This is a genomic window from Rhizobacter sp., from assembly GCF_031412495.1.
Classification (GTDB): domain Bacteria; phylum Pseudomonadota; class Gammaproteobacteria; order Burkholderiales; family Burkholderiaceae_C; genus Schlegelella_A.
Map to the genome: position 1 here is coordinate 1 of NZ_JANODC010000128.1, position 17,258 is coordinate 17,258.

Here is a 17,258-nt window from a genome sequence, read left to right on the forward strand (position 1 = left end):
GCCGCATGAGCGGCGCCCGCTTCCACGTCGAGTCGGCCGCCTTCTGGGCGCCGACGCTGCCGGGCTGGGCCGCGGCGCGCGCGGCGTTGCGCGGCGAAGGTCCGCTCGCCGACCCGCCGGCGAAGCGGCCGGCACCGGAGATCCTCGCCCCGGCCGAGCACCAGGACGCAGTTGTTGCCGCCGAAGCCGAAAGAATTGCTGAGCGCGATGCGCACGTCGGCGCGCTGCGGCCGCAGCCGGATCTGCGGCCCGCAGGCGGTGTCGAGCTCGGCGGAATTGACGGTGCCGGGGAGCCAGCCCGTCTCCAGGGCGAGCAGGCTGGCGACCGCCTCGACGATGCCGGCCGCGCCCAGGGTATGGCCGGTGATGCCCTTGGTCGAGCTGGCGTGCGTGCGGGCCGGGAAGCGCCGGGCGACGAGCGCCGCCTCGACCTCGTCGTTCTTGGTGCTGGCCGTGCCGTGCAGGTTGACGTGGTCGACCTGGTCGGCGTCGAGGCCGGACCGAGCCAGCGCGTCCTCGAGCGCCCGTTCCGCGCCGAGCCCGTCGGGGTGCGGCGTCGACATGTGGTGCGCGTCGCTCGACTCGCCGTAGCCGAGCAGGTGCGGCGCGTCGGGGCCGCCGGCATCGACGCGCTCGAGCAGCGCGAAGCCGGCCGCCTCGCCGATGCTGATGCCGTCGCGGCCTGCATCGAAAGGCCGGCACGGCGCGGGCGAGACCAGCTGCAGCGCGTTGAAGCCGAACAGGACGCTGCCGCAGAGCGTGTCGACGCCGCCGACGATGGCCGCGTCGACGAGGCCCAGGCGCAGCATGCGCTCCGCGGTCGCGAACACCTTGGCGCTCGACGAGCAGGCCGTTGACACCGTCAGGCACGGCCCCTTCAGGCCGAGCGCCTCGTGCACGAAGTTGGCGAGCGAGTGCGGCGTGTGCACGAGCGGGTTGCGGTTGTCGGCCGGAAACCGGCCGTCGCCGTCCAGCGTGCGGTAGGCGTCTTCGGTGGCGCCGATGCTCGACGTCGAGGTGCCGAGCACGAGGGCGACGCGCGCCGCGCCGTGGCGCTCGCGCGCGGCGTGGGCGGCGTCGATGAAGCCGTCGGCGTTCAGGCCCATCCAGGCCAGGCGGTTGTTGCGGCAGTCCCAGGCGGCGAGCGCTGCCGGCAGGGCCGCCGACTCGACGCCGGCGACCCGGCCGATCCAGGTCGGCAGCGGCGTCGGCCCGAAGTCGTTCGGCGTCAGCGCGCTGCGGCTGTCCTGCAGGGCGGCGAGGAGGGCGGCGCGGCCGGTCCCGGCGGCCGTGGTGGCCGTGAAGGCGCTGATGCGGATGGGGGCGATGGGAAGCGGCACGGCAGACGGACGCAGACGGGGGACGAGACAAGCGACGCAGACGGTGCGCAGCGGGCGGCGGATTATCGGGGCTGGGTCGCGAAGGCGTCCGGAAGGGGCAAGGCCCTGCCACTCAGTCGGCGACGCGGGGGGCGACGACCCGCGTCACGACGACCCGGCCGAGGACCACGATCACCGCTGCCACTGCGACCAGGGCTGGACGAGGCCCGAGCCCGTGCAGCAAGGCGCCGAAGACGAGCGGGCCGAGGCCCTGGCCGAGGAAGAAGCCGCAGGCGAAGAGCGCCACCGCCGAGCCGCGCGCCGACGGCGCCAGCTCGGTCGCCTCGGTCTGCAGCGAGTTGTGCAGCATGTAGAAGCTCAGGCCGGCCAGGAACATCGCCGCTGCGGCGAGCGGCCACGACGGCGCGAAAGCCAGGGCGACGTAGGCCGCTGCTGCGGCCATGGAGCCGACCAGGCAGAGCCGGCGCATGCCGAGCCGGCGCAGCAGGACACGCACGCTGAGGGCGTAGAGCAGGCCGCCCATGCCGAAGGCGCCCAGCACCAGCCCGGATTCGGCGGCGATCGAGCTCGCCGAGGAGCGGGCCGTGGCCAGAAGCAGCTCGCCCATGTACGGGAAGAGGCCGTAGAAGAAGGCGCCTTCGACGGCGACGGCGCCGATAAGCCACAGCGACTTCGGGTTGGCGAGGACGCGGCCGTAGAGCGCGCCGATCGAGCCGCTCTCGGTGCGCGCGGCCTCGTCCCGCGCCGACATGCCGAGCCAGGCGATCGCCGTCGCCAGCGTGCCGAGGCCCGCGGCGACCAGAAGCGAGCTGCGCCAGCCGAAGGCGTCGTTGGCGAAGCCCGACACCACCGAGCCGAGCATCTGCCCGGAGATGATCGCGAACAGCATGCGGCCGATCATCACCTGGCGCTCGCTCATATCGTAGGTGTCGCCGAGGCCGGCGATGACGAGCGGGATCAGCCCGCCGGCGAAGATGCCGGCGCCGACGCGGGTGGCGAGGAGGATCTCGAAGCTCGGCGCGAACGCGCCGGCCGCGAGCATCAGCGCCAGCACGACGACGCAGACCTGGATGCAACGCACCTTGCCGAAGCGGTCGCCGAGCGGGCCGAGCAGCGGCTGGGCGAGCGCATACGGCAGCGCGTAGGCGGTGTTGAGCAGCGCCGCCGTCACCGGGCTGACGGCGAAGTGGCTGGCCACCGGCAGGACGATCGGGTCGATCGCCCGCAGCGCGAACCCGCTCGCGAATGCGCACGCGGCGAGGACGAGGAAGACCGGCACGACGGTCGCTAGCGTGCCGCCTCGCGCATGAGGGCCTCGATCTCGTCGGCGCGCACCGGCACGTCGCGGCTCATGAGCTCGCAGCCGGTGGCCGTGACGAGCGCGTCGTCCTCGATGCGGATGCCGATGTTCCAGTAACGCTCGGGGACGTTTTCGGCCGGCCGCACGTAGAGGCCGGGCTCGATCGTCACGACCATGCCCGGCTCGAGCTTGCGCGACGGCTTCTTGACGACGCGGCCGCCCTGCCAGTCGGGCTGCTCGACCGGGGCCTCGTCGGCCTGGGTGTAGTCGCCGACGTCGTGGACGTCGCGGCCGAGCCAGTGCCCGGTGCCGTGCATGTAGAAGGCGCGGTAGGCGGCCGACTCGATCACGGCGTCGACGTCGCCGGCCGTGTCGCGGTCGAGCAGGCCGGTGTCGAGCATGCCCTGGGCGAGGACGCGGACCGCCGCCGCGTGCGCATCGCGATGCCGCGCGCCCGGCCTCGTCGCGGCGATGGCCGCCCGCTGCGCCGCCTCGACGATCTCGTAGAGCTCGCGCTGCGCCGGCGTGAAGCGGCCGTCGGCGGGGAAGGTGCGGGTGACGTCGCTGGCGTAGCCGTCGAGCTCGCAGCCGGCGTCGATCAAGCACAGCTCGCCAGCGCGCAGCCGCGTCGCCCCCGGCGTGTAGTGGAGGACGCAGGCGTTGGCGCCGGCGGCCACGATCGAGGTGTAGGCCGGGCCGTCGGCGCCATGGCGGCGGAACTCGTGCAGCAGCTCGGCCTCGATCTCGTACTCGGCGATGCCGTCGGCCGCGCCGGCGGCAAAGCGGCCGGCGCAGAAGCGCATCACCCGGGCGTGCGCGCCGGCACTGATCGCCGCGGCGCGGCGCATGGTGGCGATCTCGGCATCGTCCTTGACGAGGCGCAGCTCGGCGAGCAGCGGCGCCAGGTCGTGCTGCGTCCGCGGCGCCTCGATGCCGCGCCGCTCGCCGGCGCGCAGCTTGTCCAGCCAGGCTTCGACCTGCACGCCGAGGCCGGGCGTGCCGAACGGCCACCAGACCGCGGGCCGGCGGGCGAGGAGCTCGAGGACGGTGTCGTCGAGCTGCTCGACCGGCACCGCTGCACCGACGCCGAGGGCCGCCGGCGCGGCGTCCGGGCCGAGGCGAAAGCCGTCCCAGATCTCGCGCTCCGGGTCCTTCGAACGGCAGAGCAGGGTCGAGCGGCCGTCGCTGTCCAGCAGCAGCCAGGCGCCGGGCTCGGCGAAGCCGGTCAGGTGGTGGAAGTCGCTGCCGTGCCGGTACGGATGGTCGCTGTCGCCGTTGCGCGTGCGCTCGGGCGCGGTCGGCAGCACGGCCGCGCCGCCGCCGGCACGCCGCATGGCGTCGGCGATGCGGGCGCGTCGGCGGGCGAACGGTCGGGAGTCCATCCGCACGACTGTAGCGGCGGGCGGAGGGGCCGGTTTTTGGCTACCCTCGCCGGCTCCCGCCAGATCACCGCCAAGGATCGCCCATGTCCATGCCCTACCGACGCCTCGGCCCGAGCGGCCTCCAGGTCAGCGCCCTCTCGCTCGGCTCCTGGGTCACGTACCACACCCAGGTGGATGTCGCCGCGGCGCGCGAGATGCTCGCCGCCGCCATGGACGCCGGCGTCAACTTCTTCGACAACGCCGAGGTCTACGCGCAGGGCCAGAGCGAAGTCGTCATGGGCGAGGCGATCCGGGCCCTGAAGTGGCCGCGCCTGAACTACATCGTCTCGACCAAGTTCTTCTGGGGCCTGGGCCGCAGCGAGGGCAACCCGGTCAATCGCATCGACACGCTCAACCGCAAGTACCTGATGCAGGCCGTCGACGGCTCGCTCAGGCGCATGGGCCTCGACTTCATCGACCTCGTCTTCTGCCACCGGCCGGACCCGCACACGCCGATCGAGGAGACGGTGCGGGCGATGAGCGACATGATCACGCAGGGCAAGGCGCTGTACTGGGGCACCAGCGAGTGGAGCGCCGCCGACATCCGCGCCGCCTGGGACATCGCCGACCGCCACCACCTGCACAAGCCGGTGATGGAGCAGCCGCAGTACCACCTGCTGCACAGGAAGCGCGTCGAGGTCGAGTACGCGCGCCTCTACGAGGACATCGGCCTCGGCCTCACCACGTGGAGCCCGCTCGCCAGCGGCCTGCTCACGGGCAAGTACAAGGCCGGCGTTCCGGCCGGCAGCCGCGGCGCGCTCGAGAACATGGGCTTCCTCGTCAAGGGCCTCACCGACGCGACGAAGAATGCCGCCGTCGGCAAGCTGGAGGCGATCGCCGCCGACTTGGGCGGCACCGTCGCCCAGCTGGCGATCGCCTGGGTCGCGAACAACCCGCGCGTCTCGACCGTCATCACCGGCGCCTCGAACCTGGGCCAGCTGCGCAGCAACCTGGACGCCATCGAGCTGCTGCCGAAGCTCACCCCGGAGGTGCTGGCACGCATCGACGAGATCGCCTTGCCGCTCTCGGCCTGACCCGACGCATCGCGCCATGAGCTTCAAGCTGACCTATTCGACGATGTTCGACCCGCCGCCGGAGCTGCACAGCCGCTTCGACGCGGCGCTGGAGCAGGTGCGCGCCTCGCTGGGCGCCGAGCACCCGATGCTGATCGGCGGCTCCGACGAGCGTGCCGGCGCGCAGTTCGAGCTGCGCTCGCCGGCCGACACCCGCGTGCTGCTCGGCCGCTTCCAGACCGGCGAGCGCGCGCATGCCGATGCCGCGGTCGAAGCGGCGCGGCGGGCGTTCCCGGACTGGTCGCGCCGCCCCTGGCGCGAACGCGTGGCGCTGCTGCGGCGGGCGGTGCAGCACATCGAGGATCGCGTCTACGAGATCGGCGCGGCACTCGCGCTCGAGGTCGGCAAGAACCGCATGGAGGCGCTCGGCGAGGCGCAGGAGACGGCCGACCTGATCGCCTACGCGTGCGACCAGATGGAGGCCCACGACGGCTACGAAAGGGCGATGGCCGCCGACCCGCTGCCCGGCTTTGTCTCGACCAACCGCAGCGTGCTGAAGCCGCACGGCGTGTGGCTCGTCGTCTCGCCGTTCAACTTCCCGTTCGCGCTCTCGGGCGGGCCGGCCGGGGCGGCGCTCGTCACCGGCAACACGGTGGTGTTCAAGGCCGCGACGGCCACCCCGTGGAGCGGCCGCCTGCTCGCGCTCGCCCTGCGCGACGCCGGCATCCCGGCCGGCGTCTTCAACTTCGTGAGCGGTCCCGGCTCCACGCTCGGGCAGGCCTTGATCGAGCACCCGGGCATCGCCGGCGTGACCTTCACCGGCAGCTTCGAGATCGGCATGCACCTGCACCGCACGATCGCCGCCGGCCGCTGGCCGCGGCCGTGCATCGCCGAGATGGGCGGCAAGAACGCGGCGATCGTCTCGGCGCGCGGCCACATCGACGACGCGGCGACCGGCGTCATGCGCTCGGCCTTCGGCCTGTCGGGCCAGAAGTGCTCGGCGTGCTCGCGCGTCTATGTCGAGCGCGCGGTGTTCGACGACTTCGTCTCGGCGCTCTGCGCGGCAACGGCGACGATCGCGATCGGCGATACGACGCGGCGCGAGAACTGGATGGGGCCGGTGATCGACGCGGCGGCGGTCGCGCGCTGCGAGGACGCCGCGGCGACGGTGCGCGGCCTGGGCAGCGACAGCGCGCTCCTCGCCGGTGGCGCCCGGCTCGACGGTCCGGCCTTCGCGCACGGCCACTTCGTCCAGCCGACGATCGCGCGCGTCGCCGCCGACCATCCGCTCTGGCAGCGCGAGCTGTTCGCGCCCTTCGTGCTGGTCGCACCGGTCGACGATCTCGACGAGGCGCTGGCCCGAGCGAACGACAGCGACTACGGCCTGACGGCGGGCTTCTACGGATCGGCGGAGGAGACCGAGCGCTTCTTCGAGCGCATCGAGGCCGGTGTGTGCTACGCCAACCGGCCGCAGGGCGCGACGACGGGGGCCTGGCCCGGCTACCAGCCGTTCGGTGGCTGGAAGGGCTCGGGCTCGACCGGCAAGGGCGGCGGATCGCTCTACTACCTGCCGCAGTACCTGCGCGAGCAGTCGCAGACCCGGGTCCAACGCGCCTGAGCCGCGCGGATCAGCGACGGTCCGCGGCCGCGGCGTTCAGCGCCTCGAGCTGCGCCGGCGTGCCGACGTTGTCCCAGCGGCCGCGGTAGATCTCGGCGCCGATGTGCCGCTCGCGCATGCCGGCGTAGAGCAGCGGGCCGAGGGCGGCACGCGTGCCTGGAACGATGCCCTTGAACATCTCGGCGCGTGCCAGGGCGAGATTGGCGTAGGTCCAGCGCTGCCCGTCGGAGCCGGTGCCTTCGGCCAGGCCCAGGCCGTCGGCGTCGAGCCCGAAATCGCCGCGCTCGTGGAAGCTCGGATTGGCGACGAGCCACAGGTGCGCCAGCCGGCCGCTGGCGAGGAAACGCTGCGCGTCGGCCGCGGCGAAGCGGAAGTCCGGCGCATACACGTCGGCCGAGACGATCCAGAACGTTTCGCCGAGGAGCGGCAGGGCCTTGGCGATGCCGCCCGCCGTCTCGAGCGCGCCGCCGTGGTCGCGGCCCTCGAGCGAGTACGCCAGGCGCACGCCGAAGCGCGAGCCGTCGCCGAGCGCGGCGACGATGCGCTCCTCGAGCCAGGCGGTGTTGACGACGATCTCGGTCACGCCGGCACGCGCCAGCGCCTCGACGTGCCATTCGATCAGGGGCTTGCCGTACATCGGCAGCAGCGGCTTCGGGCAGGTGTCCGACAGCGGCCGCATGCGCTCGCCGCGCCCGGCGGCCAGGATGATCGCCGTCGTCGTCATGCCGGCGGCAGAGGCTCGCGGCCGCGCTCGAGCGCGTGGCGCTCGACCGTCGCCGGCGCGAAGGCCTCGACGAGCGCGCCGAGCAGCGTCTCGGCGCGCGCCGAGTTGTCGGCGCCGAGGTTGCAGACGTACACATCGAGCGTCGCCGCGCCCAGCTCGGGCCAGGTGTGGACGGCGAGGTGCGATTCGGCGAGCAGGATCACGCCGGTGATGCCGGGCGGTGCTTCATGGCCGGGCTGCGCCGCGGCCGGGAAGCGGTGGAACAGCTCGCCGACGGGGCTGAGGCCGGCCCGCTCGACGGCAGCAAGGCAGGCTTCGCGCAGCGCATCGGTGCCGACCATCACCGGCCGATCGGCGGCGCAGCCGCGCAGGTCAGCGGTGAGGTGAAGGCCGTGCACGCGCGGATTATCGGGGCCGCTGTCGCGACGCCCGGGCCGCAGCGCCGGCCGATGCCCGGGTCGGTCGGCGCCTGCACCCCGACCTCTAAAATGGCCGGCTCCCCTTCCCTGCCGCACCTCATGACCGCGACCTTCGCCCCCGACCAGCAGATCGCGGACCGGCGGGACCCCCCCACCGACCCGTCGGTGCTCATGGCCAACGCCATCCGGGCACTCTCCATGGACGCGGTGCAGCAGGCCAATTCCGGCCATCCCGGCGCACCCATGGGCATGGCCGAGATCGCCGTCGCCCTCTGGGGCCGGCACCTGCGCCACAACCCGTCCAACCCGGCCTGGCCGGGCCGCGACCGCTTCGTGCTGTCGAACGGGCACGGCTCGATGCTGCTCTACTCGCTGCTGCACCTGACCGGCTACGACCTCGCCGTCTCGGAGCTGCGCAACTTCCGCCAGCTGCACAGCCAGACGCCCGGCCACCCCGAGGTGGGCGTGACGCCCGGCGTCGAGACCACCACCGGGCCGCTCGGCCAGGGTCTGGCCAACGCCGTGGGCATGGCGCTGGCGGAAAAGCTGCTTGCGTCCGAGTTCAACCGGCCCGGCCACGCTGTCGTCGACCATCGCACCTATGTCTTTGTCGGCGACGGCTGCCTGATGGAAGGGATCAGCCACGAGGCCTGCGCGCTCGCCGGCGTCTGGAAGCTCGACAAGCTGGTCGTGATTTACGACGACAACGGCATCTCCATCGACGGCGCGGTCGCGCCCTGGTTCATGGACGACACGCCGAGGCGCTTCGAGGCCTACGGCTGGAACGTGATCGCCGGCGTCGACGGCCACGATGTCGAGGCGGTCGACGCCGCCATCGCCCAGGCGCAGCGGTGCACCGGCAAGCCCACCCTCGTCTGCTGCAAGACCACGATCGGCAAGGGCGCGCCGACCCGCGCCGGCACCGCCAAGGCACACGGCGAGGCGCTCGGCGCCGACGAGGTGAAGGCGACGCGCGAGGCGCTCGGCTGGCACCATGCCGCCTTCGTCGTTCCCGACGAGGCCTATGCGCAGTGGGATGCGACGGCGCGCGGCCGCGCCGACGAGGCGGCCTGGCGCAAGCGCCTCGACGCCTATGCCAAGGCGTTCCCGGAGCTCGCCGCCGAGTACGCGCGGCGCAGCGCCGGCGAGCTGCCCGCGGGCTGGCGCGGCACGGTCGACGAGGCGGCAGCGCTCGCCCACGCCAAGGCCGAGACGGTGGCCAGCCGCAAGGCGAGCCAGCTCGCCCTCGAAGTCTTCACGAAGAAGCTGCCGGAGCTGCTCGGCGGCAGCGCCGACCTCACCGGATCGAACTTCACCAACACCAGCCACACGGCGCCGCTGCGTTTCGGCGACGACGGCGCGGTGCGCGTCGACGCGGCCGGCCGCGGCGGCCGCCACATCCACTACGGCGTGCGCGAGTTCGGCATGGCGGCGGTCATGAACGGCCTGGCCCTGCACGGCGGCTTCATCCCCTACGGCGGCACCTTCCTCACCTTCAGCGACTACAGCCGCAACGCCATCCGCATGGCGGCGCTGATGAAGCTGCGCCTGGTCCACGTCTTCACCCACGACTCGATCGGCCTCGGCGAGGACGGTCCCACGCACCAGTCGATCGAGCACGCGGCGTCGCTGCGCCTGATCCCCCACCTCGACGTCTGGCGGCCGTGCGACACGCTGGAGACGGTCGTCGCCTGGGCCGCGGCGATCGAAAGCCGCGAGCGCCCCACCGCCCTGCTGCTGTCGCGGCACAACCTGCCGTACGCGCCCAAGCCCGGCTTCGACGCCACCCACCCCGGGGCGACGGTCGAGGAAATCGGCAAGGGCGCCTACGTGCTGGCCGAGCCGGGCGAGGTCGGCGCTGCGGGCAGGCTGCAGGCGGTGCTGATCGCCACCGGCTCCGAGGTGACGCTGGCGCTGCAGGCGCAGGAAGCGCTGGCCCGGCCGGAGAACGGCCGGCTGGCGGTGCGCGTCGTCTCGATGCCGTCGACCACCGTCTTCGACCGTCAGCCGGCGGCGTGGAAGAACGCCGTGCTGCCGCCCGGCGTGCCGCGCATCGCCATCGAGATGGGCGCCACCGACGGCTGGTGGAAGTACGGCTGCGCCGCCGTGGTCGGCATCGACCGCTTCGGCGAGTCGGCGCCGGCGCCCGTCCTCTTCAAGCACTTCGGCTTCACGGTCGATAACGTGGTCGCGACCGTGCGAACGGCGCTGGCCGCACGCTGATTTCAGCCTTCCAGGAGACTCTCATGACCATCAAGATCGGCATCAACGGATTCGGCCGCATCGGCCGCATGGTGTTCCGCGCCGCCGTCCAGAACTTCGACGAGATCGAGGTCGTCGCCATCAACGACCTGCTGGAGCCCGAGTACCTGGCCTACATGCTGCAGTACGACTCGGTGCACGGCCGCTTCAAGGGCTCCATCGCGGTCGACGGCAACACCCTCATCGTCAACGGCAGGAACATCCGCCTGACGCAGGAGCGCGATCCGGCGAGCCTGAAGTGGGGCGCGGCCGGCGCCGACGTGGTAGTCGAGGCGACGGGCCTTTTCCTGACCAAGGAAACGGCGCAAAAGCACATCGATGCCGGCGCGCGCAAGGTGATCCTGTCGGCGCCGTCGAAGGACGACACGCCGATGTTCGTCTACGGCGTCAACGACAAGAGCTACAAGGGCGAGGCGATCGTCTCCAACGCGTCATGCACCACCAACTGCCTGGCGCCCGTGGCCAAGGTGCTCAACGACAAGTGGGGCATCAAGCGCGGCCTGATGACCACCGTGCATGCCACCACGGCGACGCAGAAGACGGTCGACGGCCCGAGCGGCAAGGACTGGCGCGGCGGCCGCGGCATCCTCGAGAACATCATCCCGTCGTCGACCGGTGCGGCGAAGGCGGTCGGCGTCGTCATTCCCGAGCTCAACAAGAAGCTCACCGGCATGTCGTTCCGCGTCCCGACCTCGGACGTCTCGGTGATCGATCTCACCGTCGAGCTCGTCAGGGAGGCGAGCTACCAGGAGATCTGCGCCGAGATGAAGGCGCAGTCCGAAGGCGCGATGAAGGGCGTGCTCGGCTACACCGAGGACAAAGTCGTCTCGACCGACTTCCGCGGCGAGCCTATGACCTCGGTCTTCGACGCCGATGCCGGCATCGCCCTCGACAGCACCTTCGTCAAGGTCGTCGCCTGGTACGACAACGAATGGGGCTACTCGAACAAGGTGCTCGAGATGGTGCGCGTGATCGCCCGGTAGGCCCGATTCAGCGCCAGCGGCCGCCGCGGTGGCCGCCGTGATGGCCGTGATGGCGATGGCCGCCGTGCCAGCGGTTGCCCAGCATGTAGCCGATGCCGAGGCCGATCACCGCCGGTGCGACGTAGCGCACGGGCGAGTCGTAGTACACCGGCGCCGGCGCATAGGTCTGCGGCGCCTGCTCGTAGTAGCCGATCGTCGCCGGCTCGACGTAGCGCGGCGGCTCGACGTAGCGGGGCGGCTCGACGTACCTCGGCGTGTCCGCATACGCCGGCGGGACGGCGGTGCCGGAGCGCGGCCGGCCGTAGCGGTCGTCGGCCGCCGGCCGCACGTCGATCGCGAGATGCGCGCCCGGGTCGCGGTCGAGGCGGGTGCTGTAGCGCTGGCCATTGAACTCGTAGACGACGTCGTAGCCGGCGACGCGCTGCTCGTGGGCCTGGACCGTGCGGCACTGGCGCGACGCCACGACGGTGCCGGGGTGGTTGCTCATCTCGGCGTGGTTGCCGAGGGCGGCGCCGCCGACGGCGCCGAGCCCGGTCGCTGCAGCGCGGCCCATGCCGTGCCCGAACTGGTTGCCGACCACGCCGCCGACGATCGCGCCGATCAGCGCGCCGGCGCCGGACGGCTGGGGCGCAGCAAGGCGCTGCACGTCGGCACACTCCTGCCGCGGCACGCTGAGCGACTGGAGCACGGGGGTCGAGGAAATCACCGTGGCGTAGTCGGCAGCGCGTGCGGCGACCATCCCGCCGGCAAGGCCTGTCGCGATGGCGGCGCAGGCCGTTGTCTTCAGAAGCTTCATGTTCTTCCTCGTTCGTGCGCGTGGCGCCGGTCAGTCATGGACCCGTGCCGGCGTATGGAGTTCGCCCGTAGCAGACGCATTGATACCGCAGGTCGCCGACAATTCGCGTCAACTTGACATTTCTTTGCGCCGCAGAAGGCTTTCGACGCCCGGCGACGTGCGGTATTTGGCGGGCCCGTCGGGAGGCTCCGTAAGCCTTGGTAAAGGTCCCGGATACCGCCTGGCGCGACCCCTAAACTGATTTTCATGAGCTTTGCGATCCGAAGCGGGATGCTCGCGTCCCTGACCGCGAGCGGCCTCGTCTCGGGGATCTCGCTCGCCGCCTGCGCCGGCGCCGGGCCGGGGCCCGGGACCCCCGCCGTCGACCTGCGCGTGCTGGTCCGCCTGGTGCAACCGTCCGCCGATGCCGCCGCCATCAGCGCTGCCGCGTCGCAGCAGGCGCGGGTGCCCGTGACCTACGCGGCTGCCGCCAGCCCGACCTTGCACGCCCTGGCCCTGCACTGCCAGAGCGCTGCCCAGTGCGAGACCGCGATCGGGCGCCTGCGCAGCGCCGGCGGCGTCTATGCGGCGGTGGAGATCGAAGGCCGCAAGAAGGCGACCCCGTGAGCGTGGGACCGACGAACACAGCAGCTCGCGCGCGAGCCCAACGACCTGGAGAACGATCGATGCAGGCAGCACGCCCTCTGATTCGCGCGGGGGTGCTTGCCACGGCCCTCTTCGCCCCCTTCGCGCTGCAGGCGCCGCTGGCCCAATCGGTGCCTTCGGCTGCCGCGCACGCCCGCGTGATCGTCAAGTACCGCGAAGGCTCGACGCTGACCCAGGCGCAGGCGCTGTCGCCCGCGGCCCAGCACACGATGCGCGCCCAAGCGCTCGGCCGGCGCATCGGCATGCAGCTCGAATCGGGTCGCGGCCTGAGCGAGCGCTCGCAGGTGGTCGTCGCCCGCGGCATGACCTCTGCGCAGCTGGCGGCGCGGATCGGCGCCGAGCGCGACGTCGAGTACGCCGTCGCCGATGAGCGCAAGTACATCGTCGCCGTGCCGAACGACCCGCTCTACGTCAGCCGCGCCATTTCCGGAATGACCGGCGGCCCCGACGTCGGCCAGTGGTACCTGAAGCCGCCCGGCGCCGCCGGCACCGCGGCCCGGACCGCGCCATCGGCCATCAATGCCGAGCAGGCGTGGGACCTGACCACCGGCAGCGCCAGCATCGTCGTCGCCGTCCTCGACACCGGCCTTCGCTTCGACCACCCCGACCTGCAGGGCGGCAACGTCCTGCCGGGCTACGACATGGTCAGCGCCGACGACGCCCTCGGCACCGACTTCCGCACCGCGAACGACGGCAACGGCCGCGACGCCGACGCCAGCGATCCGGGCGACTTCGTCACCTCGGCCGAAGCCAGCGACGGCACCAGCCCGCTGTTCCAGTGCCGGGTCGAGTCGAGCTCCTGGCACGGCACGCAGACACTCGGCCTGATCGGCGCCACGACGAACAACGGGGTCGGCATCGCCGGCCTCGGTCGCTCGGTCCGGGTCATGCCGGTCCGCGTGCTCGGCAAGTGCGGCGGCTACGACTCGGACATCCTGGCCGGCATGCGCTGGGCCGCCGGCCTCAACGTGCCCGGCCTGCCCGCCAACCCGAACCCGGCCAGGGTCGTCAACCTGAGCCTCGGCGGCACCGGCTCCTGCAATGCCGCCTACGCCACCGAGACGGCCAACCTGAACGCTGCCGGCGTCGTCGTCGTGGCGTCGGCCGGCAACAGTGCCGGGCACGCCGTCAACACGCCTGCCAACTGCGCCGGCGTCATCGCCGTCGCCGGGATCCGCCACCTCGGCACCAAGGTCGGCTTCTCCGACCTGGGGCCGCAGATCGCCATCAGCGCCCCGGGCGGCAACTGCGTCAACATCGGCAACAACGAGCCCTGCCTGTACCCGATGGTCACGACGACCAACGCCGGCACGACCACGCCAGTCGCCGGTGGCATCTATTCCGACGCCTTCGTGGCATCGCTGGGCACCAGCTTCGCCTCGCCGCTCGTCGCCGGGACGGCGGCGTTGATGCTGTCGGTCCAGCCGGGGCTCACGCCGGCCGAGGTGAAGGGCAAGCTGCAGGCGACGGCCCGGCCGTTCCCCACTGCAGCCGTCGACGAAGGCGGCGCGGCCGTGCCGATGTGCACGGCACCGAACGGCGCCGACCAGCTGCAGTGCGTCTGCACCACCGGTCTCTGCGGCGCCGGCATGCTCGACGTGCGTGCCGCTGTCCTCGCCACCATGAGCGTGCAGGCGCGGATCAGCATCGACACCGCCGCGCCCACCGCCGGCAGCCCGGTCGTCCTCAGCTCGAGCTCGCTGGTCGGCAACGGCCGCAGCATCAGCACCTACCAGTGGACCCTCGTCGACGGCGGCGGCATCGTCACCGCCTTCGCTGGCGCAGCCAACGCCAGTACGGTCACGCTGCTGCCGACCGGCGCCGGCACCTTCAGCGTCAGGCTGACGACGACCGACGACGTCGGCGTCGCCTCGACCGCGACACAGAGCGTCAGCGTCGCCGCCGTGCCGGTCGCGAACGCGGTCCCTGCGGACAGCGGCGGCGGCGGCGCGCTCGGTGCCGAGTGGCTGCTGCTCCTTTTCGCCGCGACCCTGGCCCTCGCAGCCGCCGACCGCGCCGAGCGGCGGCGGACGGCGCGGCTCAGCGCGGCCGCGCCGGGTCCGGACAGGGGCTGAAGCCGCGCCCGTTCGGGTCGAGGCGGAGCGACGTCAACCGGGCCACCAGCGCCGGGTCGGCGGCGGCAACCCGGTACATCAGGGTCGTGACCAGGGCCGAGCCGACGGTGTTGTCGCTGCGAACCGCGGCCCAGCTTCCCGGAGGCAGGGCGGCGCGCAGGATGCCCTCGACGTTGACGGCGTCGACCGTCACGAACGGCCCGGCCTCGTAGCAGCCGGTCGGCTCGGTCGGCGCGACGCCGGCCGGCGGCGCCGGCCACAGGGTGATCGACTCCGGCCGCACCTGGCTGCCGAGCCGCTCCGGTTCACGGTCGCCCAGCGCGCGTAGGCCAGGGACGGCGTCGAACCAGCCGTGGCTGAAGGCGAAGAACAGCAGGTTCGCGGCGACGAGCACCAGCAACGCCGCTCTCAGCACGTCGAGCCTGCCGCTTGCCGTGACCGCGACGCGTCGCCCGAGCCGCCGACGAGGCGGACGCGAACCTCGCCGCTGCCTACCAAAACGAGTCCCCTCCGGCCCTCGAGCAGCAGTTCGCCTCGGTCTGAGACGCCGGCGGCGATGCCCTCCACCGGCCCGCGCGGTCCGCGTGCAACGACGCACCGGCCGCGCAGCAGATCGCGCCTCGCGAAGGCGGCCGCGAAGGCCGCCAGGCCATCGGCCTCGAAGCGCTCGAGGGCGGCGGCGAGCGGCGCGACGATGCGGCCGAGCGCCGCATCGGGCGTCGCCGCGGGCTCGATCTCGGCCCAGCAGGCCGATCCGGAGGGCGTGTCGGCGACCGCCTGCGGCAGGACGTTGACTCCGACCCCGATGACGGCCACGCGCGTCGCGCCGAGCGGCGCCGTCTCGATCAGCACGCCGGCGAGCTTGCGCCCCGGCATGGACTCGGAGCCGGCCGCATCGTCGAGAAGCCAGAGGTCGTTGGGCCACTTCAAGCCGAGGCGGGCCGGCCCTGCCGCGGCATCGAGGCTGTCCGCGAGCACGGTGCCGACCGCGAGCGACAGGCCTGACAGGTCGCGGCGGGCGAACGGCCAGGCGAGCGAGAACGTCAGCGACGCGCCGGGCGTGGCATGCCAGGTCCGGCCGTGCCGGCCGCGCCCGGCCGATTGCCGGTCGGCGACGAGGACGAGGGGGACGAGGCGGTCTGCGCCGGCAGCGGCGAGGGCGCGGATCCGCTCGAGCAGGTCGCTGTTCGTCGACCCGGTCTCGGCGACACGCTCGATCGCGAGACCGGACCCCCTGCTCATCGCCGCCTGGAAGCCAGCATCGTGCCCCGGCACTGCGGCGCGCCGCAGCGGCACGCGAACATCTTCTTCACCTTCTCGGTCATCCGGCCTTCGAGGATCAGGCCGTAGTCGTAGTTCAGCTCCTCCCCGGGGGCGATGTCGCGCAGCGCGTTGATGAAGACCCGGCCCTCGACCTCGTCGGCTTCGCAGTTCGGCCCGCACGAGTGGTTGATCCACTTCGCCGAGTTGCCGTGGTCGTTGCCGTCGATGACGCGCTTGTCGTCGATGTGGAAGAAGAAGGTGTGGTTCGGATCGGCCGGGTCGTGCGGGTGCGCGCGCTGCGCCTGCCTCCAGGTGATTACCTTCCCGGTGTACTCGATGATCCGCTCGCCTTCGAGGATAGGCACCCGGGCGAAGACACCCTTGCCGTGGATGCCCGAGCGACGCACCTGGATGCGCCTGCCTCGCCCTGGGGCGGAGGCGGGGGACGTGTCGGTTTCAGGGGCTTGCAGCGCGTCGGATTTCTTTGGGTACATTGAATTCATGGGTGCGCGCGCGGGTGCGTGCGCGCGAGAAGCCGGGATTGTAGGTACGCCCGGCACCCGCGGAGCCAACGAAAAGACGAATGAGCAAATCACTGATCATTGCGGAGAAGCCATCGGTCGCGCAGGACATCGTGCGCGCGCTGACGCCGGTCGCCGGGAAGTTCGACAAGCACGACGAGTACTTCGAGTCGGAGGGCTACATCGTCACCTCGGCCGTCGGCCACCTGCTCGAGATCCGGGCGCCGGAGGAGTTCGACGTCAAGCGCGGCAAGTGGAGCTTCGCCAACCTGCCGATCATTCCGCCGCACTTCGACCTCGCCCCGCTCGACAAGACGAAGTCGAGGCTGAACGCGATCGTCCGGCTGGCCAAGCGCAAGGACGTCGGCGAGCTCATCAACGCCTGCGACGCGGGCCGGGAAGGCGAGCTGATCTTCCGCCTGATCCAGCAGCACGCGAAGTCGAAGCACCCGGTCAAGCGGCTGTGGCTGCAGAGCATGACGCCGGCGGCGATCCGCGACGGCTTCGAGCACCTGCGCTCGGACCAAGAACTGCGCGGCCTGGCCGAGGCGGCGCGCAGCCGCTCCGAGGCCGACTGGCTGGTCGGCATCAACGGCACGCGGGCGATGACGGCCTTCAACTCGCGCGAGGGCGGCTTCTTCCTGACCACCGTCGGCCGGGTGCAGACGCCGACGCTGTCCATCATGGTCGAGCGCGAGGAGCAGATCCGCCGCCACGTGTCGCGCGACTACTGGGAAGTGCGCGCGACCTTCGCGGTCGGCGCCGGCGAGTCCGAGGGCAAGTGGTTCGACCCGAAGTGGAAGAAGAACCCTGACGACGCCGAGTTGCGCGCCGACCGACTCTGGACCGAGGCCGACGCCAAGGCCATCGCCCAGGCC

At 72.2% G+C, this 17,258-nt stretch carries 15 protein-coding genes and 1 pseudogene; 7 read left to right on the top strand and 9 right to left on the bottom strand.

The annotated features are described in order from the left end of the window. Window positions 1-143 precede the first annotated feature (143 nt). From AC30N0_RS04690 to AC30N0_RS04700, 3 genes and pseudogenes are all read right to left on the bottom strand, one after another. Window positions 144-1,340 (bottom strand): annotated as a pseudogene (locus AC30N0_RS04690) (beta-ketoacyl-[acyl-carrier-protein] synthase family protein); the annotation flags it as partial. Between the two features lie 112 nt (window positions 1,341-1,452). Continuing rightward, the gene (locus tag AC30N0_RS04695; RefSeq protein WP_489516770.1) at window positions 1,453-2,619 is read right to left on the bottom strand and encodes an MFS transporter; all 1,167 of its coding nucleotides are present in this window, start codon (window positions 2,617-2,619) and stop codon (window positions 1,453-1,455) included. A gap of 8 nt (window positions 2,620-2,627) precedes the next feature. Then, window positions 2,628-4,022 (bottom strand): aminopeptidase P N-terminal domain-containing protein, encoded by a 1,395-nt coding sequence (locus AC30N0_RS04700; protein WP_489516771.1) that lies wholly within the window; start codon window positions 4,020-4,022, stop codon window positions 2,628-2,630. Window positions 4,023-4,111: 89 nt separating this feature from the next. Here AC30N0_RS04700 and AC30N0_RS04705 point away from each other — a divergent pair, with 89 nt between their 5' ends. Both AC30N0_RS04705 and AC30N0_RS04710 read left to right on the top strand, forming a co-directional pair. Continuing rightward, on the top strand, window positions 4,112-5,095 hold the full coding sequence (locus AC30N0_RS04705) for a potassium channel beta subunit family protein (protein ID WP_489516783.1): 984 nt from the start codon (window positions 4,112-4,114) through the stop codon (window positions 5,093-5,095). Window positions 5,096-5,111: 16 nt separating this feature from the next. After that, entirely contained in the window at window positions 5,112-6,692 is a 1,581-nt protein-coding gene (locus AC30N0_RS04710) for an aldehyde dehydrogenase family protein (protein WP_489516772.1), read from the top strand. A 10-nt stretch (window positions 6,693-6,702) separates the two neighbouring features. Here AC30N0_RS04710 and murU read toward each other — a convergent pair whose 3' ends face one another. Both murU and AC30N0_RS04720 read right to left on the bottom strand, forming a co-directional pair. Beyond that, the gene (gene murU, locus AC30N0_RS04715; protein WP_489516773.1) at window positions 6,703-7,416 is read right to left on the bottom strand and encodes an N-acetylmuramate alpha-1-phosphate uridylyltransferase MurU; all 714 of its coding nucleotides are present in this window, start codon (window positions 7,414-7,416) and stop codon (window positions 6,703-6,705) included. Then, window positions 7,413-7,814, bottom strand: coding sequence for an S-adenosylmethionine decarboxylase family protein (locus AC30N0_RS04720; RefSeq protein WP_489516774.1), 402 nt, complete (start codon window positions 7,812-7,814; stop codon window positions 7,413-7,415). The genes murU and AC30N0_RS04720 overlap by 4 nt, the downstream gene beginning before the upstream one ends. Window positions 7,815-8,006: 192 nt before the next feature. Between AC30N0_RS04720 and tkt the strand changes: the two genes are divergently transcribed. Together tkt and gap are read left to right on the top strand one after the other, a co-directional pair. Continuing rightward, complete coding sequence (tkt, locus tag AC30N0_RS04725) at window positions 8,007-10,058, top strand: transketolase (protein WP_489516784.1); 2,052 nt, start codon at window positions 8,007-8,009, stop codon at window positions 10,056-10,058. A 23-nt stretch (window positions 10,059-10,081) separates the two neighbouring features. Then, window positions 10,082-11,080: a type I glyceraldehyde-3-phosphate dehydrogenase gene (gene gap / locus AC30N0_RS04730; protein ID WP_489516775.1), complete on the top strand. Its 999-nt coding sequence runs from the start codon at window positions 10,082-10,084 to the stop codon at window positions 11,078-11,080. A 7-nt stretch (window positions 11,081-11,087) separates the two neighbouring features. Here the strand turns inward: gap and AC30N0_RS04735 are convergent, their stop codons facing one another. Then, complete coding sequence (locus tag AC30N0_RS04735; RefSeq protein WP_489516776.1) at window positions 11,088-11,876, bottom strand: glycine zipper 2TM domain-containing protein; 789 nt, start codon at window positions 11,874-11,876, stop codon at window positions 11,088-11,090. A gap of 246 nt (window positions 11,877-12,122) precedes the next feature. Here AC30N0_RS04735 and AC30N0_RS04740 point away from each other — a divergent pair, with 246 nt between their 5' ends. Continuing rightward, the gene (locus AC30N0_RS04740; protein WP_489516777.1) at window positions 12,123-12,482 is read left to right on the top strand and encodes a hypothetical protein; all 360 of its coding nucleotides are present in this window, start codon (window positions 12,123-12,125) and stop codon (window positions 12,480-12,482) included. 92 nt (window positions 12,483-12,574) lie between these two features. Then, window positions 12,575-14,596, top strand: a complete 2,022-nt coding sequence (locus tag AC30N0_RS04745) for a S8 family serine peptidase (protein WP_489516778.1) — start codon at window positions 12,575-12,577, stop codon at window positions 14,594-14,596. Here the strand turns inward: AC30N0_RS04745 and AC30N0_RS04750 are convergent. From AC30N0_RS04750 to AC30N0_RS04760, 3 genes are read right to left on the bottom strand one after another with little or no spacing between them, the layout of a single operon-like run. Beyond that, the gene (locus AC30N0_RS04750) at window positions 14,562-14,996 is read right to left on the bottom strand and encodes a hypothetical protein (RefSeq protein ID WP_489516779.1); all 435 of its coding nucleotides are present in this window, start codon (window positions 14,994-14,996) and stop codon (window positions 14,562-14,564) included. The genes AC30N0_RS04745 and AC30N0_RS04750 overlap by 35 nt on opposite strands. Window positions 14,997-15,004: 8 nt before the next feature. After that, window positions 15,005-15,838 carry a biotin--[acetyl-CoA-carboxylase] ligase gene (locus AC30N0_RS04755; protein ID WP_489516780.1) on the bottom strand — a complete coding sequence of 278 codons (834 nt, stop codon included), beginning with the start codon at window positions 15,836-15,838 and terminating at the stop codon, window positions 15,005-15,007. Then, on the bottom strand, window positions 15,835-16,266 hold the full coding sequence (locus AC30N0_RS04760) for an SET domain-containing protein (RefSeq protein ID WP_489516781.1): 432 nt from the start codon (window positions 16,264-16,266) through the stop codon (window positions 15,835-15,837). Before AC30N0_RS04760 ends, AC30N0_RS04755 begins: the two co-directional genes overlap by 4 nt. A 176-nt stretch (window positions 16,267-16,442) precedes the next feature. On the opposite strand from AC30N0_RS04760, the gene AC30N0_RS04765 reads away from it, so the two are divergent. Further along, the coding region (locus AC30N0_RS04765; RefSeq protein WP_489516782.1) for a DNA topoisomerase at window positions 16,443-17,258 on the top strand (816 nt) is incomplete at its 3' end.

Coding starts and splice junctions, on each gene's coding strand:
- AC30N0_RS04755 (WP_489516780.1), bottom strand. CDS start 15,838: ATGAGCAGGGGGTCCGGTCTCGCGATCGAGCGTGTCGCCGAGACCGGG.
- AC30N0_RS04710 (WP_489516772.1), top strand. CDS start 5,112: ATGAGCTTCAAGCTGACCTATTCGACGATGTTCGACCCGCCGCCGGAG.
- tkt (WP_489516784.1), top strand. CDS start 8,007: ATGGCCAACGCCATCCGGGCACTCTCCATGGACGCGGTGCAGCAGGCC.
- AC30N0_RS04740 (WP_489516777.1), top strand. CDS start 12,123: ATGAGCTTTGCGATCCGAAGCGGGATGCTCGCGTCCCTGACCGCGAGC.
- gap (WP_489516775.1), top strand. CDS start 10,082: ATGACCATCAAGATCGGCATCAACGGATTCGGCCGCATCGGCCGCATG.
- AC30N0_RS04705 (WP_489516783.1), top strand. CDS start 4,112: ATGCCCTACCGACGCCTCGGCCCGAGCGGCCTCCAGGTCAGCGCCCTC.
- AC30N0_RS04735 (WP_489516776.1), bottom strand. CDS start 11,876: ATGAAGCTTCTGAAGACAACGGCCTGCGCCGCCATCGCGACAGGCCTT.
- murU (WP_489516773.1), bottom strand. CDS start 7,416: ATGACGACGACGGCGATCATCCTGGCCGCCGGGCGCGGCGAGCGCATG.
- AC30N0_RS04700 (WP_489516771.1), bottom strand. CDS start 4,022: ATGGACTCCCGACCGTTCGCCCGCCGACGCGCCCGCATCGCCGACGCC.